This window comes from Thermostichus sp. OS-CIW-20, from assembly GCF_054061455.1.
Map to the genome: position 1 here is coordinate 48,556 of NZ_JBSSEF010000010.1, position 22,684 is coordinate 71,239.

General features: G+C 61.3%; 27 protein-coding genes and 1 tRNA gene. 16 read left to right on the forward strand and 12 right to left on the reverse strand.

Translation table 11 applies throughout. From position 1 onward, the window contains the following. Window positions 1-22 precede the first annotated feature (22 nt). The 7 genes from ACVWXC_RS05830 to ACVWXC_RS05860 all read left to right on the forward strand — a co-directional run bounded on the left by ACVWXC_RS05830 (window position 23) and on the right by ACVWXC_RS05860 (window position 5,713). Window positions 23-1,483 carry a TldD/PmbA family protein gene (locus ACVWXC_RS05830; RefSeq protein ID WP_011431062.1) on the forward strand — a complete coding sequence of 487 codons (1,461 nt, stop codon included), beginning with the start codon at window positions 23-25 and terminating at the stop codon, window positions 1,481-1,483. Window positions 1,484-1,498: 15 nt separating this feature from the next. Next, on the forward strand, window positions 1,499-2,407 hold the full coding sequence (locus ACVWXC_RS05835; RefSeq protein ID WP_414402692.1) for a DUF4351 domain-containing protein: 909 nt from the start codon (window positions 1,499-1,501) through the stop codon (window positions 2,405-2,407). 12 nt (window positions 2,408-2,419) lie between these two features. Then, window positions 2,420-3,760 (forward strand): TldD/PmbA family protein, encoded by a 1,341-nt coding sequence (locus tag ACVWXC_RS05840; RefSeq protein ID WP_011431057.1) that lies wholly within the window; start codon window positions 2,420-2,422, stop codon window positions 3,758-3,760. A gap of 4 nt (window positions 3,761-3,764) precedes the next feature. Beyond that, on the forward strand, window positions 3,765-4,562 hold the full coding sequence (locus ACVWXC_RS05845; protein WP_011431056.1) for an MBL fold metallo-hydrolase: 798 nt from the start codon (window positions 3,765-3,767) through the stop codon (window positions 4,560-4,562). Beyond that, window positions 4,559-4,975 carry a DUF2358 domain-containing protein gene (locus ACVWXC_RS05850; RefSeq protein ID WP_011431055.1) on the forward strand — a complete coding sequence of 139 codons (417 nt, stop codon included), beginning with the start codon at window positions 4,559-4,561 and terminating at the stop codon, window positions 4,973-4,975. The genes ACVWXC_RS05845 and ACVWXC_RS05850 overlap by 4 nt, the downstream gene beginning before the upstream one ends. Before the next feature lie 79 nt (window positions 4,976-5,054). Then, window positions 5,055-5,139 (forward strand) — tRNA-Ser (locus ACVWXC_RS05855). Between the two features lie 88 nt (window positions 5,140-5,227). Then, window positions 5,228-5,713 carry a YbhB/YbcL family Raf kinase inhibitor-like protein gene (locus ACVWXC_RS05860; RefSeq protein ID WP_457391602.1) on the forward strand — a complete coding sequence of 162 codons (486 nt, stop codon included), beginning with the start codon at window positions 5,228-5,230 and terminating at the stop codon, window positions 5,711-5,713. A 120-nt stretch (window positions 5,714-5,833) separates the two neighbouring features. Here the strand turns inward: ACVWXC_RS05860 and ACVWXC_RS05865 are convergent, their stop codons facing one another. The 3 genes from ACVWXC_RS05865 to cobU all read right to left on the reverse strand — a co-directional run bounded on the left by ACVWXC_RS05865 (window position 5,834) and on the right by cobU (window position 7,513). Continuing rightward, complete coding sequence (locus ACVWXC_RS05865; protein ID WP_099813339.1) at window positions 5,834-6,370, reverse strand: hypothetical protein; 537 nt, start codon at window positions 6,368-6,370, stop codon at window positions 5,834-5,836. Window positions 6,371-6,375: 5 nt separating this feature from the next. Next, window positions 6,376-6,864, reverse strand: coding sequence for a CRR6 family NdhI maturation factor (locus ACVWXC_RS05870; RefSeq protein WP_011431052.1), 489 nt, complete (start codon window positions 6,862-6,864; stop codon window positions 6,376-6,378). 85 nt (window positions 6,865-6,949) lie between these two features. Beyond that, window positions 6,950-7,513, reverse strand: a complete 564-nt coding sequence (gene cobU, locus ACVWXC_RS05875) for a bifunctional adenosylcobinamide kinase/adenosylcobinamide-phosphate guanylyltransferase (RefSeq protein ID WP_457391599.1) — start codon at window positions 7,511-7,513, stop codon at window positions 6,950-6,952. Between the two features lie 179 nt (window positions 7,514-7,692). On the opposite strand from cobU, the gene ACVWXC_RS05880 reads away from it, so the two are divergent. From ACVWXC_RS05880 to ubiE, 4 genes are read left to right on the forward strand one after another with little or no spacing between them, the layout of a single operon-like run. Continuing rightward, window positions 7,693-8,316: a CatB-related O-acetyltransferase gene (locus ACVWXC_RS05880; RefSeq protein ID WP_457391597.1), complete on the forward strand. Its 624-nt coding sequence runs from the start codon at window positions 7,693-7,695 to the stop codon at window positions 8,314-8,316. Between the two features lie 47 nt (window positions 8,317-8,363). After that, window positions 8,364-8,642 (forward strand): hypothetical protein, encoded by a 279-nt coding sequence (locus ACVWXC_RS05885; RefSeq protein WP_011431049.1) that lies wholly within the window; start codon window positions 8,364-8,366, stop codon window positions 8,640-8,642. A 57-nt stretch (window positions 8,643-8,699) separates the two neighbouring features. After that, a complete protein-coding gene (locus tag ACVWXC_RS05890; RefSeq protein WP_143597179.1) occupies window positions 8,700-9,485 on the forward strand; it encodes a hypothetical protein in 786 nt (261 codons plus the stop codon). 51 nt (window positions 9,486-9,536) lie between these two features. Beyond that, window positions 9,537-10,247 (forward strand): bifunctional demethylmenaquinone methyltransferase/2-methoxy-6-polyprenyl-1,4-benzoquinol methylase UbiE, encoded by a 711-nt coding sequence (gene ubiE / locus ACVWXC_RS05895; protein WP_011431047.1) that lies wholly within the window; start codon window positions 9,537-9,539, stop codon window positions 10,245-10,247. Between the two features lie 93 nt (window positions 10,248-10,340). On the opposite strand, the gene ACVWXC_RS05900 is transcribed toward ubiE, so the two are convergent. The 7 genes from ACVWXC_RS05900 to ACVWXC_RS05930 form a co-directional block, all read right to left on the reverse strand. After that, complete coding sequence (locus tag ACVWXC_RS05900) at window positions 10,341-11,000, reverse strand: VanW family protein (RefSeq protein ID WP_228375280.1); 660 nt, start codon at window positions 10,998-11,000, stop codon at window positions 10,341-10,343. Between the two features lie 5 nt (window positions 11,001-11,005). Beyond that, on the reverse strand, window positions 11,006-11,758 hold the full coding sequence (locus ACVWXC_RS05905) for an anti-sigma factor domain-containing protein (RefSeq protein WP_168173337.1): 753 nt from the start codon (window positions 11,756-11,758) through the stop codon (window positions 11,006-11,008). A gap of 35 nt (window positions 11,759-11,793) precedes the next feature. Then, the gene (locus ACVWXC_RS05910) at window positions 11,794-12,384 is read right to left on the reverse strand and encodes a sigma-70 family RNA polymerase sigma factor (protein ID WP_011431044.1); all 591 of its coding nucleotides are present in this window, start codon (window positions 12,382-12,384) and stop codon (window positions 11,794-11,796) included. 197 nt (window positions 12,385-12,581) lie between these two features. Then, the gene (locus ACVWXC_RS05915) at window positions 12,582-13,199 is read right to left on the reverse strand and encodes an ABC transporter permease (RefSeq protein WP_457391593.1); all 618 of its coding nucleotides are present in this window, start codon (window positions 13,197-13,199) and stop codon (window positions 12,582-12,584) included. Continuing rightward, window positions 13,196-14,164: an ABC transporter ATP-binding protein gene (locus tag ACVWXC_RS05920; RefSeq protein ID WP_011431042.1), complete on the reverse strand. Its 969-nt coding sequence runs from the start codon at window positions 14,162-14,164 to the stop codon at window positions 13,196-13,198. The genes ACVWXC_RS05915 and ACVWXC_RS05920 overlap by 4 nt, the downstream gene beginning before the upstream one ends. A gap of 21 nt (window positions 14,165-14,185) precedes the next feature. Then, window positions 14,186-15,085, reverse strand: a complete 900-nt coding sequence (locus tag ACVWXC_RS05925) for a glycine betaine ABC transporter substrate-binding protein (RefSeq protein ID WP_011431041.1) — start codon at window positions 15,083-15,085, stop codon at window positions 14,186-14,188. A 151-nt stretch (window positions 15,086-15,236) separates the two neighbouring features. Then, entirely contained in the window at window positions 15,237-16,481 is a 1,245-nt protein-coding gene (locus tag ACVWXC_RS05930; RefSeq protein WP_414390874.1) for an HhoA/HhoB/HtrA family serine endopeptidase, read from the reverse strand. Between the two features lie 285 nt (window positions 16,482-16,766). Here ACVWXC_RS05930 and ACVWXC_RS05935 point away from each other — a divergent pair, with 285 nt between their 5' ends. From ACVWXC_RS05935 to ACVWXC_RS05955, 5 genes are all read left to right on the forward strand, one after another. Beyond that, entirely contained in the window at window positions 16,767-17,474 is a 708-nt protein-coding gene (locus tag ACVWXC_RS05935) for a hypothetical protein (protein WP_457391590.1), read from the forward strand. A gap of 321 nt (window positions 17,475-17,795) precedes the next feature. Beyond that, entirely contained in the window at window positions 17,796-18,281 is a 486-nt protein-coding gene (apcA, locus tag ACVWXC_RS05940; RefSeq protein ID WP_011431038.1) for an allophycocyanin subunit alpha, read from the forward strand. 60 nt (window positions 18,282-18,341) lie between these two features. Continuing rightward, the gene (gene apcB / locus ACVWXC_RS05945; protein WP_011431037.1) at window positions 18,342-18,827 is read left to right on the forward strand and encodes an allophycocyanin subunit beta; all 486 of its coding nucleotides are present in this window, start codon (window positions 18,342-18,344) and stop codon (window positions 18,825-18,827) included. Between the two features lie 140 nt (window positions 18,828-18,967). Then, a complete protein-coding gene (locus tag ACVWXC_RS05950; protein ID WP_011431036.1) occupies window positions 18,968-19,171 on the forward strand; it encodes a phycobilisome linker polypeptide in 204 nt (67 codons plus the stop codon). Between the two features lie 132 nt (window positions 19,172-19,303). Next, entirely contained in the window at window positions 19,304-20,335 is a 1,032-nt protein-coding gene (locus tag ACVWXC_RS05955) for an ABC transporter ATP-binding protein (protein ID WP_011431035.1), read from the forward strand. A 24-nt stretch (window positions 20,336-20,359) separates the two neighbouring features. Here ACVWXC_RS05955 and ACVWXC_RS05960 read toward each other — a convergent pair whose 3' ends face one another. Both ACVWXC_RS05960 and ACVWXC_RS05965 read right to left on the reverse strand, forming a co-directional pair. Then, window positions 20,360-22,000: a 2-isopropylmalate synthase gene (locus ACVWXC_RS05960; RefSeq protein ID WP_011431034.1), complete on the reverse strand. Its 1,641-nt coding sequence runs from the start codon at window positions 21,998-22,000 to the stop codon at window positions 20,360-20,362. Window positions 22,001-22,043: 43 nt separating this feature from the next. Next, window positions 22,044-22,586, reverse strand: coding sequence for an arylamine N-acetyltransferase (locus ACVWXC_RS05965; protein ID WP_457391586.1), 543 nt, complete (start codon window positions 22,584-22,586; stop codon window positions 22,044-22,046). Between the last annotated feature and the right edge of the window lie 98 nt (window positions 22,587-22,684).

A 22,684-nucleotide genomic window follows, 5' to 3' on the forward strand; every position in this document is an offset into this window, starting at 1 on the left:
TTTTGAGTGCTCTCGGCCTCCTATGCTGCTTTTGTCCAAAGAACTGCCCAACCTCGACTATCGTCCCACCCTGCAGCGCTTCGACGAAGACTGGCGGGATCCCCTTGCAACTCTCTTAGGCTGGGGGCGGGCTGCTGGCGCCGACCTGGTGGAGATCTTCCTGGAGCGGGTTAACTCCATCAGCTGCCTGGCCGAAGACGACGCCATCACCAGCATCACCCCTCGGCTTGCCACTGGCGCCGGCGTGCGGGTGTTCCGCGGCCTGGCCGACTGCTACGTCAGCACCAACGATCTCTCCTTTGCCGGCCTCAAAGCCGCCCTGGAAAAAGGCCTGCTCTTGATGGGCCTTACCCCCCCAGGCCCTGCCGCCTTGGTCTCCCCTGTCAACTTGGGGATCTTGCAGGACTACGCCGAGCGCCGCCGCAAAGACGGCTGGCTCAAAGAATGCAGCTCCCTTGCCGAGATGGGGGAGATCTTGGGGCGGGCCAACGCAGAGCTCAAGCGGCAAGCTCACCACATCCAGTCCCGCCGCACCAACTACTTCCGCGACTGGCAGGAGATCCTGGTAGCCTGCAGCGACGGCACCTTTGTGCGCGACATCCGCCTTACCCAGTCGGTCAGCTCTACCCTGCTCTGTGCCGACGGGGATCATCGCGCTTCCGTTAGCCAGCGCGCGGGGGGCACCGGGGATCCCGACTTTTTGCGCCGCTGGGATCTTGTGGCCCACAGCCAGGAGCTGGCAGAGGCTGCCGGCCAGATGCTCTATGCCGACTACGTGGAATCGGGCACCTACCCCATTGTGATGTCCAACGCCTTTGGCGGCGTCATCTTCCACGAGGCCTGTGGGCATCTCTTGGAAACCACCCAAATTGAGCGCAAAACCACCCCCTTTGCCGACAAAAAAGGCCAGAAGATTGCCCACAAAAACCTCACCGCCTGGGACGAGGGGCTTTCCGAGGGGGCCTTTGGCAGCTTGGATGTGGACGACGAGGGCATGCCCGTCCAGCGCACTTTGCTCATTGAAAAGGGCATTTTGAAGAACTTCCTGGCCGACCGGGCCGGCTCGATGCGCACCGGCCATCCCCGCACCGGCAGCGGTCGCCGGCAAAACTACACCTTTGCCGCCGCCAGCCGCATGCGCAACACCTACATCGCCCCCGGCGACGCCGAACTGGACGACCTGTTTGCCTCTATCGACAAAGGCATCTACTGCAAGCGCATGGGGGGCGGCAGCGTCGGCCCCACCGGCCAATTTAACTTTGCCGTGGAAGAAGCCTATCTCATCCAAAACGGCAAGATCACCAAGCCCCTCAAGGGAGCCACTTTAATCGGGGAAGCCAAGGATATCCTGACCAAGATCTCCATGTGCTCCAAGGATCTCCGCCTGGCCCCTGGCTTCTGTGGTTCTGTCAGCGGCAGCATCTACGTCACCGTCGGCCAGCCCCACATCAAGGTGGACGCCATCACCGTGGGCGGGCGCTAGGCCCAGGGATCCCCCATGGCTTACGACAACGTCTGCAAGTACCTGGCAGAGCGCTTCCCGGAGCAGTTTGCCCGTTGGCTAGTGGGAGAAGTGGCTGAGCCAGTGCAAATGTTGCCCACAGAACTTTCGGAGGAACCTGTTCGAGCAGATTCTGTTATTTTGCTGGGGCTGCAGCAGGGCATTTTGCACCTGGAATTTCAAACAGATCCAGATCCTGAAATCCCCTTTCGCATGGCCGACTATCGGCTGCGCCTTTACCGGAAATATCCACAGCTACCTGTGCATCAGGTGGTGATTTATCTGCGCAAAACGACCTCGGAGCGAGTTTTCCAAACTTCCTTTCGCCTAGAACGGCTGAGCCACGAGTTTGAGGTCATTCGCCTGTGGGAATGCAACTTGCCAACCAACGTCGATTGGCCAGCCCTGCTGCCTTTTCGGGTCTTAAGCCAGGTGGAGGATCCTGTAGAAACCTTACGAGAAGTCGTTGCCGAGCTGGAGCGCTTGCCAGACCCCAGCAAGCAGCGAGAACTGGCAGCAGCAACAGCCGTTTTGGCGGGACTAGCATTGGATCGGGGTTTGATTCGGCAAATCATGAGGTCTTTGGATATGAGGGAATCGGTGATCTACCAGGAGTGGCGCTCGGAAGCTTTGCGGGAGGGGCTGGAAGCAGGGCGCAAAGAAGGTCTGCAACTGGGCCTGCAGCAAGGGCTGCAACAGGGATTGCAACAGGGATTGCAACAGGGACTGCAGCATGGAGAAGCAACGCTGGTTTTGCGGCTTTTGCGGCGGAAGCTGGGATCCCTTGACCCGGCCCTGGAAAACAGGATTTGGGCCTTGCCCCCGTCGCAACTGGAGGCGCTGGGGGAAGCGCTGCTGGATTTCAACAGCGTGGAGGACTTGACCGCCTGGCTGGCCCGTCGGTAGAGAAGGAATGACATGCTGCAAGTTGAACTCTTGGCCGAACAGGCGCAAAGGTGCGCCAAACACCTGGGGATCCCCCAGTTTGATCTCTACGGAGCCGCAGTGGATGAGACCAGCGTGCAGGTGGAGCAGGGGGAGCCCCGTCAGGTAAAAGCTTCTCACCGCTGCAGTGTGACGGTGCGGGCCTGGAACGACCAGGGCCAGGTAGGGGTGACCTCCACCACCGATGTGGACGAAGCAGGGCTGGAACTAGCTCTGCAGACGGCCTTTGAGGCCAGCCACTTCGGCGTGCGGGAACACGCGCCCCAATTCAGTCCAGAAGCGAAGCTGCCCATTCTCCAGCCCTGTAATGACAAAAGGCCCCTGGCGCTGGCCAGCGAGCTCCTAGATCAGCTGGTGGCTGCCGAGAAGGCTTTGCTGGGATCCCATCCCGCCATCCAGGGGGTGCCCTACAACGGCCTGGCCCAGCGACAGATCGACCGCTTTTACCTCAACAGCGACCAAGCTCTGCGCCAGGAGGGCCACACTCTGGCCTCGGTCTTTCTCTACGGCAAAGCAGAACAAGAAGGCCGCAAGCCCCGCAGCGCCGGCGCCATGCGGGTGGCCCGCAGCCTAGAGGAGCTGGATATCCAGGGGTGCGTAAAAGAAGCCGCCGAGAAGCTCATCAGCCACCTGGAGTACGCGCAGATCCCTTCGGGGAAATATACGGTGGTTTTTTCTGGGGAAGCTTTTTTAAGCCTGTTGGGGGCTTTCTCCAATCTCTTCAACGCCCAGAACATCTTGGACAACCAAAGCCTGTCCACCCCCGACTCGCTGGGCCAGCAGATTGCCTCGCCGCTGCTTTCGGTGTGTGACGATGCCTTGCACCCGACTAACGTAAGCGCGATTAGCTTTGACGGCGAAGGCACCCCCACCCGCCGCGTTTCCCTGATTACCAACGGAGTTCTGACCCACTTTTTGCACAGCGCTGGCACCGCCAAACGCCTGGGGGCCCAGCCCACGGGGCACGCCAATATCGGCGCCAAGGTGACGGTGGCAGCCCACTACTACCACGTCTTTGCCGGGGCTCCGCCAGAGAGCACCTACGACCTGGCCACGGCTGAAAATGTGGTCTGGATTGACGAGCTGCAGGCTCTCCATGCCGGAGTCAAGCCTCTGCAGGGATCCTTTTCCCTGCCCTTCCAGGGCTGGTGGGTGCGCCAGGGGGAGCGCATCAGCATCGAGGCGGCGACAGTAGCGGGGGATTTTCTAGCACTCTTGCAGTCCATTTTCTACGTCGAGCCGGAGCCACAAATCACTCCTAGTGGTCTGTGTCCCCGCATTTGGGTAGCCGATCTTTCCATCACCGGCCAATAGCCCCATGAAACTCACCCGCATCGACCTCAACAGTTGGCTAGTCCATACCCAGACCCAGACTTTCCTGCTGGATCCGTGGCTGGTGGATCCCTTGGTGTTCTTTGGCCTGCCCTGGTTCATCCGCCTGCAGCACCGCCAGATGCCGCCGTTCACGCCGGAAACCCTGCCCAAAATCGACGGTATCCTCCTCAGCCAAGGCCAACCCGACCACTGCCACCCCCCCACCCTGCAGCGGCTGGACAAGCAGATCCCGGTTTTCGCTTCTCCAACAGCCGCCAGGGTGGCGCGGAGCCTTGGCTTTATGAGGGTGCAGGCCCTGGATCCCTGGCAGTCCGTGCAGTGGGGAGATCTAGGCATCACAGCGGTTCCTGGCGCCCCCCTGGGGCCGGTGCGGGAACTGGGCTTTTTGCTGGAGGAGCTGCCGACCCAGACGCGGCTTTACTACGAGCCCCACCTTTCCCAACCGGATGTCCGCCCGCGGCTGCAGCAGGAGTTCACCCCCATCCACACCCTGCTGATCCCGGTGGTAGGGCAGATCTTTCCCTTCTTGGGCGAGGTGATCATGGGGCCGCAGCGGGCCCTGCAGGTGGTGGCCGCCCTGCGCCCGCAGCAGGTGATTCCCACCGCTATGGGAGAGGTGGACTACCACGGCTGGTTTGCCGCCCAGATCCGCCCCCTGGGGAGCCTAGAGGAGTTCCGGGAAAAGCTGGGATCCCTGAACGCTGCCACCGGCCAATCCATCCAGTTGTGCTGCCCTGCCCCGGGGGAGACGGTATCCCTTCCCGCTGAGGTTAAGACGTGAGCCCTCCTTCTCAGGCCGCCCCCGATCTCGTGGCCATCCTGCGGGCCGATTACGCCCGCTTTCCTTGCGATCAAACCTACTCCATCTACGATCCCCAAGTTTATTTTCGGGATCCCCTCAACGAGTTTCGCGGCCTGGATCGCTATCGAGCCATGGTCGAAAGCCTGGGACGCTGGCTGCAGGATATCCACCTCGAGCTGCACGACATCCACCAGAGCGGCAACCACATCCGCAGCGAGTGGACGCTGAGGGGATCCCTGGCTTTTTTGCCCTGGCGTCCCCGCCTGTGCGTCCCCGGCTGGACAGAAATCCAGATCAACGAAGCAGGGTTGATCGGATCCCACATCGACCACTGGCGCTGCTCCCGCTGGGAGGTGATGCTGCAGATTTTGGGAGTCGGGGCTGCCAAATGAGCTGACTGCCGGTCCACACCTCTGCTAGGATTACAAAGCTGACTTTTTAGGCTCGCTAAAAAGTCGTTTTCTCTCCTCTGGAGAGATGGCCGAGTGGTCGAAGGCGCAGCACTGGAAATGCTGTGTGGGGCAACTCACCGTGGGTTCGAATCCCACTCTCTCCGTCATCGAGGCCCGCCTCAGGTAGAAGCTGCAGGAGACCCCCTATATCCCTCCACCCCCCAGTCCCCTCGTGTGGCAGGATATGGCCAGTTGCTGAAACCTGAAGAAATTATGGCTTTGCAACTCACCAGCTCCGCTTTTTCCCACTCAGAATCCATCCCCTCCCGCTACACCTGTGATGGGGAAGATCTCTCTCCACCCCTAGCCTGGTCGGGGGCACCTTCGGAAACCCAGAGCTTTGCCCTAATCATGGATGACCCAGACGCGCCCAGGGGCACCTTTGTCCACTGGGTGGTCTACAACTTGCCCACCAGCGTTAGCAGCCTGCCAGAAGGGATCCGCGGCGATGCCGATTTGCCCCAGGGGGCTGTGCATGGGCAAAACAGTTGGGAGCGTAACGACTACGGTGGCCCTTGCCCTCCCAGCGGCACCCACCGCTACTTCTTCACCCTCTACGCCCTGGATCGGCAACTGTCTTTGGCTGCAGGGGCGACGAAGGAAGCCCTGCTGCAGGCTATGGAAGGCCACCTCCTTGCCCAGGCCCAACTGATGGGCACCTATCAAAGAAAAAGGTAGGGGATCCGCGGTTAAAGCCCCGGCTTGCCGCCGCGCCTAAGCCAGACAAGGGTTTGGCAGCTCCCTTCTGCCGACGAGTCCTAGGGGCAAGGGGATCCCCTTCGCTGGGAAGGGAGAACCTCAAGCAAGGGGCGCCCCCAGTCGGGAGCTGGGCCTTGCCGAAAGCAAATCCAACATCTCCGCTCTCCAAAAAATTTGCCCCGCCGCCGTTTTTCTACCCAGGACAGGGATCCCCAGGTGGGCCTGCAACTGCCAGATCAAAGCGGGTTCTTCTTCTGGGGAGGAGGCCGACTCAGATTCCAGCAACACCCATCCCAGGCAGTGGGCCTTGGCTTGGTGAAGCAAGGCTGCAAAAGCGGCTCCCTGGCTGAGAGCAGCCTCTTGGGGCAGCGTCAAGAGCACGTCAAACCCCCAGGCATGGGCTAGGTCAGCCCAGGTTTGGCCGGGCCCTATCGGATCGGCCAGGCTGCCAGGCACCACCAGCAGCGGGGCCTTCTCTCCCTTCCAGGCAGCAATCTGCTGCCAGAGGGTTCTAAGCTGGGCTTCGGAAGGGCTGGGATCCACTTCGAGCAGGCCCCAAGGGCGTTGCACCGCCTGCTGCCAGGAGTCTGCCACTCCTGGTGCTGCCTGAGTTCCAGGCCAGGTGTCTGCTACCATCACTCTCATGGTTCCCCCGTCTCGGCTTCCCAGAGGCTCAGAAACTCGGGTTGCACCTCAAAGCCAAACACCAAGGCCATGTCCCGCAGCATCGAGACAGATCCCAGTTTCTGCTGCTTAAACCAGCGCATCAGCACAAAAATCTTCTGGTAGACGAAGATCTCTAATGCCTCCGGGTTGTAGACGATCCCTTCGCGGGGGTTGAATTGGTGGGGCACCAGCATAGCGGCGTAGCGGGCCAGCTCGCCGCTGCGCCAATCGAGAAAGTAGGGCATCCAGGGGTAAACCGTATCCCAGCGGATGAACCACAGGCGCACTTCTGGGATCTCCGACAGCTCCCGCGGATCGTCGGGGCTGCGCGGCCAATCGATGGCGCACTGTACCTGCTGAGCGGCGCCAACGGGATCCGCCATCAAGGTTTTCACCAATTCATGGCCCGGGGTCAAATCCAAGGCCTGGATGGCTTTGGCAGGTAGGTGGAAGGTAATTGGCACGGCGACAAGCAATCGCTTTAACCCAGTCTTGATCCAGGCGAGGGCTTCCGCAAGCAAGATACCCCATCCGTCAACCCCTTGCAGCTTATCTCAGCTCTGAGCCATTCCCTCCTGCCAGCGGGATCCCCAGCCGAGCTAGGTCGAGGACAAAGCCTGCTGCCACCAAGAACACCTGATCTGCCAGCGGGGCCAGCTTTTGGGTGAGCTCTCCCATCCGATCGCGAAACCGACGCCCCAGCGGATAGGCGGGCACCACTCCCCAGCCTACCTCTTCTGAGACCAAGATCGCCTTTCCTGCCCAGCTCTGCAAGGCCGACAAGAAAGCGTCCACCAAGGGATCCCACTCCTCCGGGGAACACTCCAGACCCTGCGCCACCCAGCCGCCTAGAGAGTCCACCAGGGCACAACAGGGCTGAGACAGCTTTTGCAGGTCGGCCCCCAGGTCGGGCCCGGTTTCCCAGGTTTGCCAAGTGGGAGGACGCCGTTGCCGGTGCTGCTGAACCCGCTCCGCCCACTCTGGGTCGGCTTGGGGATCGGGCTTGGGGCCGGTGGCCAGATAGACGACCGGCAGGCCGGAAGCAGCCGCCAGGCTCTCCGCCAGCCGACTCTTGCCGCAGCGGGCAGGGCCACAGATAAGTACAATCGGCATTAGACATCAGTCAGGAAGAAGTTTATCGCTAGGTTAGCTTAGCGGTTAGCAGCTTCTACCTCTTCTGGCTTCGTTCGTAATTAGGTTAAGATCTGGAAGCTCCTAGGCGGATTTTGAGCCCATTCTACTGAGGCTTGCGTTCTGGCAGGTGAAGCCCCGATCTAGCGACCTAAGGTTCTATGCCCATCCGCATCGAACATAGTCCCCAACTGGAGGAGAAAACATACTTTGCCTACAGAGGCTTAGCACCATTTCCCTTGGTTACTATTGGCTCCCTAAGCTATGGATATGAGTTCTTTATCCATTGGATGGGAGAGCCTTCGCAGGTAAAGATTGGCCGCTGTAGCTCGATTGCACGAGAGGTGCATTTTTTTGCAGGCTATGAGCACCACACTGACTGGGCCACTACCTATCCCTTCACTCATCTACCTGAGTGTTGGAGCGAGCTGCGCGCCCTGGAAGGCCACCCTCTGACCCGCGGGGACATTGTGGTTGGCCATGACGTTTGGATTGGCCACGGTGCCATGATTCGCTCAGGAGTGACCATTGGAAATGGAGCAGTTGTTGGAATGGGTGCAGTGGTGACTAGGGATGTCCCACCATACGCGATTGTTGCGGGTGTGCCAGCCAAAGTAGTTCGCTATCGCTTCTCACCTGAGGTAATCGAGCAGCTCAGCCAGCTTAGCTGGTGGGACTGGCCTCTTGAAGCCATACGTAAAGCAGCGCCTCTTCTTTGTTGCCCCCTGAACCAAGAAACTCTTTCGGCACTAGCTGAGTTTAAGCAAAAGCTCCTGGTTCCGTGAGTTTGGAGCTAGGATAAGGATCAATTAAGGGCAGTTTTACAAGAGACATGACGGATCCCAAGCCAGCATCTTCCCCTGGCCAAAGTGCTGCTTCAGCCACCTCGCCAACCTTTCCTCCCCTTTGGCTAAGCCTAGCGCTGGGGATCACCACCGCTCCTGTTTTGTTGGGGCTGGTCTTGGCGGATCGCGCCGCCAAGTGGCTGCGATCCCTGAGCTGGGAGGATCCAGGCTGGTGGTTGGGGGAACGGCTGCCCAACCTAGATAGCGCTGCTCTCTGCGCCCAGCAGCAAGAGCGCAAAGATTCTGGGCCAGCGGAGAATCCCTAGCTCCTCGTCGCTTTCGTATCATAGGTAGAGCAAGCCGGTAGCAGGAGTGAGCATCCTTTGCGAAGATCGGTCAGGCCAGCGCAAGAGTTCACCTCCCCATTCTTGGGAGCGCTGTTTTGGCTGGGTGCGTTTTTCTTCACAGCCGTGTTGAGCGCCTGTTTGGGCTACCTCTTCGGCCAGCGCGCCCTGTCGGGGGTCTCCTCTCCCGTCACCACAGCCGGCAATGCTTCCTCCTCCCGTGGCGTTCGCGATCCCCGCACCGTGCCCCTCTTGAACGAGGCCGCGGTGATTGCAGCAGCGGAAGCGAGCCTGCGCCCACCCCCCACCCCCGCCCCTCTCTCCACTCCTACATCCGTTCCCGTGGCTAGACCTACCCCGACGCCCACCCCCCGCTTGTCTCCTGAGTTGGCGGCAGCCCCATCCCCCACCCCGCGGCCTGCTTCTCCCTCTCCCCAACCGCCGCGCCCCTCGCCGCCACCGGTGTTTACACCACCTCCCCCACCTCGGCAAGTGGCTGCCGGCGGGCAGGTTGCCATGCAGGTGCTCTCGGTTCGCCGCGAGGGAGGGCAGGTGGTTTTGAACGTGGCGATGCAGAACAATTCGGCGGAGACGGTGCGTTTTCTCTACAGCTTCCTGAACGTTACCGACGACACCGGACGGTCGATCAACGCCCTCACCCAAGGCCTGCCTGGGGAGCTGCCTCCCAACAGCCAAGTCTTCCAGGGAACTGTTCGCATCCCCGCCTCCAGCTTGGCCGGATCCCGGTCTTTGTCCTTGAGCCTGGCCGATTATCCCAGCCGCCGCCACCGAGTCGGGGTGAGCGGGATCCCGGTGCCGCAGTAGTCCCGTCTGGTGACTGCGGCCACGACTGATGCAAAGCGGAGTTGAGAAGCGGTGCCCAGCCCAACCTTTGAGCGCCCTGAGCAGATTCGGGAGCTATTCGACCGCATCGCCCCCCACTACGATGCCCTCAACCAAACCCTGAGCCTGGGCCTGCATCAGGTTTGGAAGCGCATGGCTGTGCGCTGGTCGGGCGCCGGCCCTGGCGGGCAGGTGTTGGATCTCTGCTGCGGCACCGGCGACCTGGCGCTGCAACTGGCCCGGCGGGTGGGACGAAGCGGACAGGTGGTCGGCCTGGATTTCTCCCCGGCCATGCTGGAGATTGCTCGGCGGCGCTCCCGTCTTTTCCCCGGCTACTCCCTAGAGTGGGTATTGGGAGATGCTTTGGCCTTGCCTTTTCCCAACGCCAGCTTTGATGCCGTTACAATGGGCTACGGTCTGCGCAACGTAACCGATATCCCTCAAGCGTTGCGGGAGATTTACCGGGTGCTCAAGCCCGGCTGTCGCGCCGCTCTCTTGGACTTTCATCGCCCCACAGGGATCCCTTTCCTTGCGGACTTCCAGCGCTGGTACCTGAACACCCAGGTCGTCGCCCGGGCGCAAGCTCTGGGATTGGCATCTGAATATGCCTACATCGATCCCAGTTTGGATGGTTTCCCATCTGGCCAAGAGCAGCAGCAAATGGCCTTGCAGGTAGGGTTTTCTGTTGCCAAGTTTTATCCCCTAGCCGGTGGCATGATGGGGGTGCTGGTGATTGGAAGATGATCCAAACGGCTTGTCCCCTTGCTCCTTAAAGAGGCAGCTTAGGATGCGGTTCCCCAGAAGGTGCAGCGGACTTCGCCAAGACGGTTTTGGCAGCTAGGGAGCAACGTAGCGATCTTGGGAGAGGCGCTCGTTACCGCGATAGACGCTTACCTGCAAATGCTGGGGATCCAGTCGCCGCTGCTCTACGCGGATGGGTGGAATGGCTGGAGCAGGGTGGGATCCCCGTCCCAGCACCGACACGATTAGAGTTTGGCCGCGGATCTGAAAGCGCAGGCGTACTGGCCAAGGGAAAGGATTGCGCAACCTGAGATCGGCCAAGCCGTACCAAACCGTGGCATCTAGCCCTGGCGGCACCGACTCCACCTGCCGGTAATGGGGGTGCCTTTCCACCACTTCCAGCCCCGCCAGCAGAGCCGCATTGTAAAGGCTGGAGGAGACTTGACAGATCCCGCCGCCAACCGAATCCAGGGTTTCGGCCACCATGAATACCGGCGCAGGCAGATAGCCCCGCTCCAGGGTGCGCGGCCCCACCACCTGGTTGAAAGAAAAAACCGCCCCCGGCTGAATGTAAACCCCATCCAGGCTTTGGACTGCTTGGCGGATGTTGTGGAGCTGTGGGAGAGTGCGCTCCTGTAAGGAAGTGGTGTATTGGCTCAGGGTGGTTGGGGTGGGATCCATCCACCACAAAGCCAGCAGGGCCAGGGCCAACCCCACCGATAAGGCCAATCCCCGCAGCGCTAGCTTTCCCCTCACTTCTCCTAGAACACCCTGGCTTTGAGAAGAACCTTGCCCTGGGGTTTGCGAGGGACGGCAGCGGCTTGGGCCGTAACCAGCACCTCTTGGGGGCGAGCGTCCTCTGGCAGCGGGCGCGGCGGACGTAAGGCGACAAGCGCGGATCCCTGGGCATCCACTTGAAAGTTGCCGCAGTGGAGGGTCTCGCCGTCCTCCAGCTTGAGCCAGAGATGGTAACGCTCCCCAGGGGCCGGTTGGGGCAGATCCCTCGCCGCCAAGACCACCTCCTGCCACTCTCCTGGGCGATAGAGGAGGTTAGCCGCTGCCGCCTCTCCCTGCAAATTGACCAGGCGGGATCCCGGCTGTTGCAGCAAATGGGCCAGCGCCTGCACCGATTCTAGGCGGGCCAGTTGGAGCGCCTGCCGCAGTCGCCAGTTGTCGAAAACCAGCAGGGCCAAAACCACTGCCGCCAACCCCCCCAGCCAGCGCCACTCAGCGGTGAGGCGACCGAACCCCAGAGAGGACAGGGCCGGCTGAAGAGGTGTCGGCACCTGCTCAATGCCCGCCTCTGCCATCACCTTGCCCCGCAAGCTGGCCGGCGGGATCACCCCCGGCAAGCCGTAGGGCAACAGGTGCAGGGTTTCTTGCAAAGCCTGCAATTCCGCCAGCAACCGTGGGTCTTGGGTTAGGCGTGCCTCTAGGGCGCTTGCCTGCTCAGGAGATAAATCCCCCAGCAGATAGCCGGCCAGTTCTTCCTGTTCTTCCGATGCAAGGGGCAAATGGGATGCAAACATGGCCAGGCCGACAACAGAACCTAACTCCAAACCTCAAGGAGCGCGCGCAGGGATCCCCGCAACTTGCAGAGGGCTTGGCGAGCGCGGGCTTTAACGGTTGCCGGCGGGATCCCCAGGTGTCGGGCAACGTCCGCCTGGCTCAGCCCCTGGTAGTAGATCAACTCTAGAACCTGCCGTTGGCTTTCCGGCAGTTGGCCGAGGGCCTCTTGTACGGCTTGCCGTCGCTCCTCGAGGGAGAGCTGCTCAAAGGGGGCCGGCGCCCTGTTCTCGGCGGCGAGCAGAGATTGCCAGTGCTTCAAAAGACGTTGAGAGCTGTCTTGGGAACGCAGACGGTCGATGGCACGCGAACGGGTCAACAGACAGAGAAAACTGCTCACCGATCCCCGCTGCGGATCATAGCTGGCTTTGCGCCACAGTTCGACAAACACCGCCTGAGTCAGATCTTCCGCCTCGGCCACATGGCCCAGGATCTGGAGGGCCAGCCCATAGACCAAGCCGGCATAGCGGTCGTAAAGCACCCCCAGCGCTGCCCCTTGCCTCTCTCGGATAGCCTCCATCAGTTCCCCATCGCTGCGAGAAGGCCAATCCCTTAGCGGAGGTTGCTCACCCATGTTGCGTCAGGCCCACTCTATAAAGCTACGGTCTTTCCAAGCGGCACCGAATAGCAGGAGGCTGGAATCGTCTCGCCTGGAGAAGTACTTGGCTTCTCATCCATGCTATAGCTCTTCGTAAAATGGCAGGGGCAGACCGTTGTTCCGTCTTGCGAGGGGGGCTGTCTCCAGTGACTTGAAAAAGGCTCTGGCTCTCTTTAGCTGCGGCGGGCCGCCCACTCCAGCCCCCACAGGGCCGTGTTCACCAGCAAGGCCAAGGATCCCACGGCCAAAGATCCGGCCCAGATCTTGTCGTAGCGACCGGCCTGGGCAATGCCCTCAAAAAGCAGGGTGCCCAGCCCTCCCGCCCCAAACTTAGCCCCCACCGTGGCGATGGCAATGGCCACAATTGCCGCCAGCCGCAAGCCGGCCAGGGCAACCGGCAGCATGAGGGGCACCTGCACCTGCCACCACCGCTGCCAGAAGTTCATCCCCAAGCCCTTGGCCGCCTCCAGAATGGCAGGCTCCACCGAGCGCAGGCCCACGTAAAAATGGCGCACCAAGATCACCTGCGTGTAGAGCACCATCGCCACCACCACCGAGCGGGCATTGAGGCCAAAGTAGGGAACCAACAAGATGATTAGGGCCAGGCTGGGCACTGTGTACAGGATGCTGAGGATCCCCATCACCGGCAGGGCCAGCCAGCGCACCTGGTGCACCAGCAAAGCCAACGGCAGCGCCAGCACCAGGGCAATCCCCAAGGCTGTTGCCACCATCGCCAGGTGCTCTTGGGTAAGCTGCCACACCAGGCCGGGGTTGCTGAGAAGATAGCTCATGCGGATCCCCCCTCCAGCATGGCCAGATGGCGGATGTGATCCAGGGTAACGATGCCAATGGCCCGCCCGTCTTCCCACACTGTGAGAGCTGCTGCCCCCGTGCGCAACAGCAGCGACAAGGCCCGCCGCAGGGTTTCCTGGGGTTTCACCACCGCCCCCTCCTGGATCTGGTGGTTGTGCGGGATCCGCTCCATCGCCGTTTCCACCCGCAGCACGCTCAACTGACGCACCATGTCGTCTGCCCCCAGCAGCTCTCGGACAAAGGGGGTGGCCGGCTGGGTGAGCAGCCGCAAGGGAGTGTCGAACTGTACCACCCGCCCCTGCTGCATCACCAGGATGCGATCTGCCAGGCGCAGCGCCTCTTCCACGTCGTGGGAGACGAAGAGGATAGTCTTTTTTAGTTGCCGTTGCAGGTGTAGGATCTCGTCTTGCAGCTTGCCACGAGTGATGGCGTCGAGGGCACCAAAGGGCTCGTCCATCAGCAGCAGATCCGGATCCCCGGCCAGCGCCCGCGCCAGCCCCACCCGCTGCTGTTGGCCGCCCGAGAGTTGAGCCGGGTAGCGACGTCGGTATTCTTGGGGGGGCAGGTTGACCAAGCTGAGCAGCTCGTCCACCCGCTCGCGGATGCGCTCCCTTGGCCAGCCCAAAAGTCGCGGCACCACCGCCACATTCTGGGCCACCGTCATGTGGGGAAACAGCCCCACCTGCTGGATGACATACCCGATGCGCTGGCGCAGCGCCGTCACCGGAAAGCGGCGGATATCCTGCCCATCCAGGCGAATCTGTCCTTGGGTGGGCTCCAGCAGCCGGTTCACCATTTTTAGAAGGGTGGTTTTGCCGCAGCCGGAAGGGCCGAGGATGACCACCAACTGGCCCGAGGCCACGGAAAAACTGCACTCCTCCACGGCCGGACGGGAATTGTGGGGAAAGCGCAGCGATACCCGCTCGAACTCAAGAGTGCTCACGCCAGGGCCTCGTGCAACGGGCTACTCTTTCAAGATGCCGGCCTCCACCAAGAAGGCTCTCGCCACCTCTGCCGGCTCCCTGCGCTTGCCGCTTACCTCGTAGTTCAGCCGCTGCATCACCTCGTCCGTCAACAGGGGGGAAAGGGCGTTCAAAGCGGTGGCGATGCCGGGGTTGGCTTCCAGGGTATCTTTGCGCACTACCGGCGCCACCTGGTAAGGGGGGAAAAGCTGCTTGTCGTCCTTGAGCACCACCAGGTCAAAGGCGGCAATTTCCCCATCGGTGCCAAAGGCCACCGCCACATCCGCCTCCCCATTGACCAAGCCCTGGTAGCGCAGGCCGGGATCCACCGCCTTGTAGGCCTTGAGGCGAAAGTTGCCGTAGACTGCTTGCAGCCCCGGCAGGCCATCTTCGCGGGCCTGGAACTCCGGCGGCCCGATCATCACCAGCTCGCTCGCTCTGGCCACCATGTCTGAGATGGTAGCGATGCCCAACTCTGCCGCTCTGGCGCGGGTCATGGCCAGGGCCTGGGTGTTGTTCATGGGGGCCGGATCCAGCCAAATCAGTTGGAACTGACGCTCGTACTCGCGGGCCACCGTCGCGTATACCTGGGCCGGGTCGCTGCTGGTGGGCAGCTTGAGCACCGTCAGCAGACCGGTGCCGGTGTACTCCGGGTAGAGATCGATCTCGCCGCTCAACAGGCCGGCATGGGCCACCGGCGTTCCCCCCAAGTTGAGCTTGCGCTCCACCGCCAACCCCGCCGCCTCCAGGGCCAAGGCGTACATTTCCCCCAAGATAAACTGCTCGGTGAAGTCCTTAGAGCCAACGACAATCGGCTTGCCAAAGCCCGCTTGAGGGGCGAGAACAAGGGCTGCCAGCCCCGACAGGGCCAGCAGAGCCAGGCGACGGGTGGTTTTCAGCATAGGCAAGGTGAGAAGGGATCCCCAACTCAAGACAAGCGGCCCCGCCGAGAGCGTTCCGGCCTGGGCCAGGAAGTTTCGACTGTTAGGCCACCATTAAACCATTAATTTCCCTGAGCTGGAACTGCCAACCCTCACCCCCAGCAATATCCCCTTAGCTTCTGCCGGAGGCCGGGAAGGAGCCGGTAACGGCCCGGATCTTCTGCCGCCGCCCAGCTCGCTCGATCTCCAGCTCCAGGGTGCTGCCCACCTCGGTGCGCTCTACCTCTTGTTGTACTTGGTCGGCGGTGGTGACGGCGCGACCATTGATGGCGAGAATGATGTCTCCGGCGCGCAGGCCCGCCCGCTCTGCCGGGGATCCCTGGATCACCTCGCCGATGAGCACCCCCTGATCCACCGTCACGAAGATGCGGCTGTTGGGATCCTGGTTGAGGCGCTCCTTCAGGTCGGGGGTGAGGGTGAGCATACGAATGCCCAGGTAGGGGTGATCCACCTTGCCGCGGGCGATCAACTGGTTGGCCACCCGCTGGGCCGTCTCGATGGGAATGGCAAAGCCCAGCCCCTGCGCCCCTTGGATGATGGCCGTGTTGACCCCGATCACCTCCCCTTGGGCGTTGAGCAGGGGGCCGCCGGAGTTGCCGGGGTTGATGGCCGCATCCGTCTGGATAAAGGACACCCGCTTGTCGGGCACGCGGATCTCGCCGCTGGAGCGGCCCAAAGCGCTGATGATCCCGGCGGTTACGGTGTTGTCCAGCCCCAGCGGGTTGCCGATGGCGATGGCCCACTGGCCCGGCTCGAGGAGCTCGGAGCGACCCAGCTTCACCGTCGGCAGGTTCTGGGCCTCGATCTTCACCACGGCGATATCCGTCACCGGATCGGTGCCGATTACCTTGCCGTCAAAGCTGCGGGTATCCTTGAGCGTCACCGTCACCTTGTCGGATCCCTCGACCACGTGGGCATTGGTGATGATCTGGCCATCCGGGCTGATGATGAAGCCGGAGCCGGTGCCCTGCTGTCGTCGCTGCCGCGGAATGGGGGGGATCACCTGGCCAAAGAAGTCCCGGAAAAAGGGATCGCTGAAAAACTCCTCTGGGAAGGCGCCCGGGACGCTCACCGTCCGCTCGGAATCGATGCGCACCACCGCCGGCCCCACCCTTTGCGCCACCTCGGCAATAAAATTCAGGTTCAGTTGGGGCGGGGTTGCCGTCGTTTGGGCAGATACCCCCTTGCCTCCCACCAGAGCCGCTCCCAGCCCAATGCCCAAGAGCACCAGCAGCACTGACGAGAGAAGAGACTTCCAAGTGGAGATGGCAAAAGGCTGGAAAGAGGATTGAGCAGGTTGGGCGGAAGCTTCTGACCCGGGAGAGGGCTGGCCCGGCATGGATGTGCTGCGCTTCATGGCTACAAGAAGAGGGTTGGGATTGGTGAAAGACTTCGGCCCCACGCAGGGGAAGAAACCTAGAGCCTAATCTAACATGGACAGCAGGGATCCCAGAGTGGGCAACCCTAGCGTTTTTCCGTACTTCTGTCTGGAGCGAAGAGCAGCGGAATCTGCTCACCTGAGGTAGCCCATTTCCATTCAGTTGGCTTTGATCAAGATAGGTAAAAGATAGGTAAGGCCCGAAAGGCTCCCGGTTTTGTCCGGTTTGCAGCTAGCGTAGGAATGATGAATGGGGGTAAGACCATGACCAACCCAGCCAGCCGCCTGTTGGCTCCTCTGCTTGGCGGATTGCTCTCAGCGCAGATGGCCGCCCCAGTTTTGGCCCAAATGGGGCCCTTGCCACCACCGCCTGCCGGTGAGGGATGGCGTCCTGTGAATCCTCGCCCCCTTCCCCCTGGCCCTCAACCCCTGCAACCTGGCCAGCCCTTTCAACTGCAAACCACGTTGCTATTGCGCTCTGGGGATCTGATCCAGGCAGTTCATCGCTCCCCAGAAACCCTCTTGATTGCCCCTGGGGAAACCCGCGCCGTCAGCCTCAGCCTGGATACCCCTCTGCGGGACATCTACGGCAACATGGTCGTCCCGGCGGGAGCCATCCTAGAAGGCCAATTCCAACCGGTAAGCGGCGGCACCCAGTTTGTCTCGCGAGCTTTGATTTTCAACGGCCAATCCTATCCTCTCTACGCCCAAAGCCAGGTGATCCCGCTGCGCAAGGATCCCCGCCACACTTCTGCAGAGGCAGTTGTGCAGGATGCCCTGATCGGGGCGGCGGCAGGGGCGATCTTGGGCGGCCTGTTTGGCGACCGGGTGATCTCGACGGAGAAGGTGCTGGGCGGAGCGGCAGCGGGGGCTGTAATCGGCAATGTGACGGCGCCAGAGGTGGCGGTGATCGATCCCAACGCCAACTTGACCCTGACGGTCACTCAGGACTTTCAGCCCTATCTGCCCTAGCGACACCTGAAAAGCAAAACTTAACTCCCCAGCGCCGACCGCCATCCCTTGCCACACTGCCCATCCTCAAGCTGTTGACCACTCCGAAAAGCTGAGCAGGGGTTGGTCAATCTGCGGCTGCCTGGGGCTACTCCGGCCAGACCATCGGGGGCTGTTTTACGCTTAACCAACCTCCCCCTTGGCGGGAAGGGAGTGCTCCTTTCCTGGGAGACATTTTAAGAAGTGTGAAGATCTGAGATGGCAGACGGCAAGCATGTCGGAAAATAGCTTGCGGGTATGCTCGCCATACTCTTTAAAAAATTGACTTGAGGATGGATGTCCATGAGTGTTGTCACGAAATCGATTGTGAATGCGGATGCAGAGGCCCGCTACCTCAGCCCGGGGGAGCTGGATCGGATCAAGTCCTTTGTTACCTCCGGCGAGAAGCGGCTGCGCATCGCTCAAGTCTTGACCGAGTCTCGTGAGCGCATCGTCAAGCAAGCTGCCGATCAACTCTTCCAGAAGCGTCCTGACATCGTCTCCCCAGGTGGCAATGCTTACGGAGAGGAGATGACGGCAACTTGCCTGCGGGATATGGACTACTACCTGCGCCTCATCACCTATGGGATCGTTGCTGGCGATGTCACCCCGATCGAGGAGATCGGCTTGGTGGGGGTGCGGGAGATGTACAACTCTTTGGGCACGCCTATTCCGGCGGTGGCCGAGAGCATCCGCCAAATGAAGCAGGTGGCCATGGGTCTGTTGTCTCCTGAGGACGCGGCTGAGGCCGGCTACTACTTTGACTTTGTGGTGGGGGCAATGAGTTAATCCCTCATTGTTCTGACCGCGCAACTGTTTAACGTTCATTAGAGATTTAGGAAGCTCATCATGCAAGACGCAATTACCGCTGTGATCAATAGCTACGACGTCCAGGGCAAGTATCTCGACAGCTCGGCCATGGAGAAGTTAAAGGCTTTCTTCGCCACGGGCGAGCTGCGGGTGCGGGCAGCTGCTACCATCGCGGCCAACGCCTCCACCATTGTCAAAGATGCGGCGGCCAAGGCGTTGCTCTACTCCGATCTCACCCGTCCCGGTGGCAACATGTACACCACCCGTCGCTATGCTGCTTGCATCCGCGACATGGACTACTACCTGCGCTACGCCACCTACGCCATGCTGGCCGGGGATCCCTCCATCCTCGACGAGCGGGTGTTGAACGGGCTCAAGGAGACCTACAATTCGCTGGGGGTGCCGATTGGAGCCACCATTCAGGCCATCCAAGCCATGAAAGAAGTGACCGCCGCCCTGGTGGGGCCTGAAGCTGGCAAGGAAATGGGTGTGTACTTCGACTACATCTGCTCCGGCCTGAGCTAAGGTTCATTGTCTAGCGAGCATGACAGGCGATTTGCCGCAGGGATCTGGTGTGCTAACTGGGGTACGCGAGCTTTCTGAGGTGAGTCGCCTGTTTTGTTGGTCAAGCCAGTTCATTTTGCTGTCAGCAGGGATCCTTTATCATGCGCATGTTTAAGATCACGGCCTGTGTGCCCAGCCAAACCCGCATTCGCACCCAGCGGGAGCTGCAAAATACCTACTTCACGAAGCTGGTGCCCTACGACAACTGGTTTCGGGAGCAGCAGCGTATCCAAAAGTCGGGTGGCCGCATCCTGAAGGTGGAGCTGGTCGCCGGCAAGCCTGGGATAGACGTAGGACTGCTGTAGTTCCCCTGCCTGTTCGCTGTTTCTCCTCCGATCCTGAGAATACCCCCAGCCAGATCCGACATGCCCAGCCTCAGGAGGCTTGCCCTTGAAGTTGGGCTAGCGGATCTGATTTTTTAGGGGGGGTGAGGAGCTATGTTGTCTGACGTGCCAATCCGACCTGAGCCGATCATCGTTGCCCGCGACCTGAGCAAGGTTTACCCGGTAGCCATTAAGGAAGCGGGAGTGATCGGTACATTGCGCCACTTTTTTCGCCGTACCTATCACTACATCCCAGCGGTGCAATCGATGAGCTTCCAGATTCAGCCGGGGGAGGTGGTGGGTTTTTTGGGGCCGAACGGGGCAGGCAAGACCACTACCCTCAAAATGCTGGCGGGTCTCATCTATCCTTCCGGGGGCACGCTGCAGGTGGTCGGCCATGTGCCCTACCGGCGGGAGCGGGCTTTTCTGCAGCAGATTACCCTGGTGATGGGGCAGAAGCAACAGCTTATCTGGGATCTGCCAGCAATGGACTCCCTGCGGATTAACGCCGCCGTTTATGAGATCCCGGAAAAGGAGTTTCGGGAGCGGGTGGGGGAGTTGGCGGAGCTCCTCGACCTGCAGGGCAAGCTGAAGCAGCCGGTGCGCAAGCTTTCTCTGGGGGAGCGGATGAAGGCGGAACTGCTGGCGGCCCTGATCCACCGGCCGCAGATCTTGTTCTTGGATGAGCCGACCTTGGGGTTGGATGTCAACGCTCAGGCCGCCGTGCGGCAATTTCTGCGGGATTACAACCGCCGCTACGGGGCGACAGTCTTGTTGACCAGCCACTACATGGCCGACATTACGGCGCTCTGTGAACGGGTGCTGGTGATCAGCGCCGGGCAACTCATTTACGATGGCGGCCTCGAGGAGCTGCGGCAGCGCTTTGCCCCCTATCGCGAGGTGAAGCTGGAATTGGCCCGCCCCTGCCCCCTCGCCCAATTGCAAGTCTATGGAGAGCTGCGCAGCGAGGGGGATCCCGGCAGCGGCTGTGAGGTGCGGCTGTGGGTGCGGCGGGAACACCTCACCCAAACGGTTGCCCAGCTCCTGGCAGATCTGGAGGTGCTGGACTTGACGGTAACAGACCCGCCGATTGAGGAAGTAATCAGGCGGGTGTTTGCGGAAGGGATCCCTGCGGCCGGGTCCTAGAGGGGCGCTCCTGTCGGTAGCCCATCAGATCTTCTGGGTGGCGGCCTGCCGTTGCTCAGCCGTCGAGCGGGCTGCGTGCAGAGCGGCGTAAAGCTTATTGAGGGCGTTCATGTAGGCTTGGGCCGAGGCGACGATGATGTCCGTATTCGCGGCGTGGCCAGAGAAGACGCGATCCTCGTGGCGCAGGCGGATGGTGACTTCCCCCATGGCGTCGATGCCGGCGGTAACCGACTGGACGGAAAACTCGATCAACTTGTTGGGGATGTTGACGATGCGGTTGATGGCTTTGTACACCGCGTCCACCGGGCCTGTGCCCACGGCGGCGTCCACCCGCTCTTCGCCCTCAGGGGTGATCAGGCGCACCGTGGCCGTGGGGGTCTCGTGGTTGCCGCACACCACTTGCACGTGCTCCAGACGGTAGAGATCGGGCACGGGGCGGGTCTCATCGTTGACGATTGCCTCCAGATCCAGGTCGGTGATCTCCTTCTTCTTGTCTGCCAGCTCTTTGAAGCGCAGGAAGGCTTTGTTCAGATCCTGCTCTGAGAGCTCGAAGCCCAACTCCCGGAGGCGGGTACGGAAGGCGTTGCGGCCCGAGTGTTTGCCCAGCACCAGCGTGCTCGATTGCAGGCCGATGGTCTGAGCGTCCATAATCTCGTAGGTCTGGCGGTTCTTGAGCATGCCGTCCTGGTGGATGCCCGATTCGTGGGCAAAGGCGTTGGCACCAACAATGGCCTTGTTGGGCTGAACCAACATGCCGGTGAGGTTGGAGACTAGGCGGGAGGTGCGGTAGATCTCCTGGGTTTTGATGTGGGTGAGGGGTTTTTCCGAGTCGACCGGCAGGCCAAAGTAGGGGTTGAAGTAGCTGCGGCGCACATGCAGGGCCATCACCAACTCTTCCAGCGCCGCGTTGCCGGCCCGCTCGCCGATGCCGTTGATGGTCACTTCCACTTGCCGCGCCCCCTGCTTGATGGCCTCCAGAAAGTTGGCCACCGAGACCCCCAGGTCGTCGTGGCCGTGGACGGAGATGATGGCCTGCTTGATGTTGGGCACATTCTCGCGGATGCCCTTGATCAGTTGGCCGAATTCTTCCGGCATGCTGTAGCCGACGGTGTCGGGGATGTTGATGGTTTTGGCTCCCGCCCGAATGGCTGCCTCGATCACCTGGTAGAGAAACTCCGGATCGGAACGGGTGGCGTCCATCATGGAGAACTCCACATCGTCCACGAAGGACTTGGCGTAGGCCACCATCTCCTCGGCAATTTGCAGCACTTCGGCGCGGGTCTTGCGCAACTGGTACTTGAGGTGAATGTCGGAGGTGGAGATAAAGGTGTGGATGCGGGGCTTGGCGGCGGGCTTGAGGGCTTCGGCTGCCGCTTCGATGTCGGCCTTGAGGGCGCGGGCCAGGCTGCAAATCACAGGGCCATCGGGGGTGCCCACCTGTTCGGCCACCTTCTGCACCGCCTCGAAGTCCCCGGGGCTGGCATAGGCAAACCCAGCTTCAATGATATCGACCCCCAGCCGGGCCAGTTGCCGGGCGATGGCCAGCTTTTCTTCGGTGTTGAGGGTGGCGCCGGGGCACTGCTCCCCGTCGCGCAGGGTGGTGTCGAAAATGAGCACGTGATCCAGGGCTTGGCCATCAAATGTGGAAACCGCCGCAGCATCCATAATCTTTGTCGGACAACGAGACAGTGTTCTTTATTTTGACATCTTATTCTGGCACTGCTGGATAGGGTTTTGGATCGGGTTTGGAAGAGAGCTGGCGGGCTTCTGTCGGAGCGGCTGTAGGTCTTGCCATCTTTCTCTCAGGGGCAGAAGAGGTTGTGGGAAGGCGGATCCCGAAGGCGCAAGCGAGCAGGTGTTCGTATTCTTTCTCGTCCTTGAGCAGGCGTTCCCGGCGGCCTTCTGGGGTAGTTTCGATCCATTTAAAAACGGAGCCATTGGCGGAGGCGGTGAGGGTGATCCGTCCGCTGGGGGTGGCCAGGCTGCACAGGCGCAGGCGGGTCAACCTGGATGCCGGCGACGTTTGGTGGAAGCGGCACATGGGCTCGAACTCCTGCAGTTGACGCGGGATCCGATCCAGCAGGAGGAGGGTTTTCCAGGTGCGATCCGGTCGTTCCTGTTGAACCCGCCAGTAGCGTGCGGGAGCTGCGGGCCAGGGGATGAGGCGGTAGCGCCCTTCCGCCTGGGCTTGGATGCCGGGATCCCCCAGCCGCAACGGCTCCCGAAAGGCATCTCCATAGCCCACATCCACCAGCCATCAGAACCTCCGGGGTACTCCCGCCACAGCGCAGCTTGGCGGGATGGGGGATAGGCGGTGAGACGAAGGGGTTCAATGCCCCTGAGTCTCAC

Coding starts and splice junctions, on each gene's coding strand:
- ACVWXC_RS05950 (WP_011431036.1), top strand. CDS start 18,968: ATGCGCATGTTTAAGATCACGGCCTGTGTGCCCAGCCAAACCCGCATT.
- ACVWXC_RS05845 (WP_011431056.1), top strand. CDS start 3,765: ATGAAACTCACCCGCATCGACCTCAACAGTTGGCTAGTCCATACCCAG.
- ACVWXC_RS05955 (WP_011431035.1), top strand. CDS start 19,304: ATGTTGTCTGACGTGCCAATCCGACCTGAGCCGATCATCGTTGCCCGC.
- ACVWXC_RS05915 (WP_457391593.1), bottom strand. CDS start 13,199: ATGAGCTATCTTCTCAGCAACCCCGGCCTGGTGTGGCAGCTTACCCAA.
- apcB (WP_011431037.1), top strand. CDS start 18,342: ATGCAAGACGCAATTACCGCTGTGATCAATAGCTACGACGTCCAGGGC.
- ACVWXC_RS05925 (WP_011431041.1), bottom strand. CDS start 15,085: ATGCTGAAAACCACCCGTCGCCTGGCTCTGCTGGCCCTGTCGGGGCTG.
- apcA (WP_011431038.1), top strand. CDS start 17,796: ATGAGTGTTGTCACGAAATCGATTGTGAATGCGGATGCAGAGGCCCGC.
- ACVWXC_RS05880 (WP_457391597.1), top strand. CDS start 7,693: ATGCCCATCCGCATCGAACATAGTCCCCAACTGGAGGAGAAAACATAC.
- ACVWXC_RS05885 (WP_011431049.1), top strand. CDS start 8,364: ATGACGGATCCCAAGCCAGCATCTTCCCCTGGCCAAAGTGCTGCTTCA.
- ACVWXC_RS05960 (WP_011431034.1), bottom strand. CDS start 22,000: ATGGATGCTGCGGCGGTTTCCACATTTGATGGCCAAGCCCTGGATCAC.
- ACVWXC_RS05835 (WP_414402692.1), top strand. CDS start 1,499: ATGGCTTACGACAACGTCTGCAAGTACCTGGCAGAGCGCTTCCCGGAG.
- ACVWXC_RS05840 (WP_011431057.1), top strand. CDS start 2,420: ATGCTGCAAGTTGAACTCTTGGCCGAACAGGCGCAAAGGTGCGCCAAA.
- ACVWXC_RS05935 (WP_457391590.1), top strand. CDS start 16,767: ATGACCAACCCAGCCAGCCGCCTGTTGGCTCCTCTGCTTGGCGGATTG.
- ACVWXC_RS05930 (WP_414390874.1), bottom strand. CDS start 16,481: ATGAAGCGCAGCACATCCATGCCGGGCCAGCCCTCTCCCGGGTCAGAA.
- ACVWXC_RS05910 (WP_011431044.1), bottom strand. CDS start 12,384: ATGGGTGAGCAACCTCCGCTAAGGGATTGGCCTTCTCGCAGCGATGGG.
- ACVWXC_RS05865 (WP_099813339.1), bottom strand. CDS start 6,370: ATGGTAGCAGACACCTGGCCTGGAACTCAGGCAGCACCAGGAGTGGCA.
- ACVWXC_RS05830 (WP_011431062.1), top strand. CDS start 23: ATGCTGCTTTTGTCCAAAGAACTGCCCAACCTCGACTATCGTCCCACC.
- cobU (WP_457391599.1), bottom strand. CDS start 7,513: ATGCCGATTGTACTTATCTGTGGCCCTGCCCGCTGCGGCAAGAGTCGG.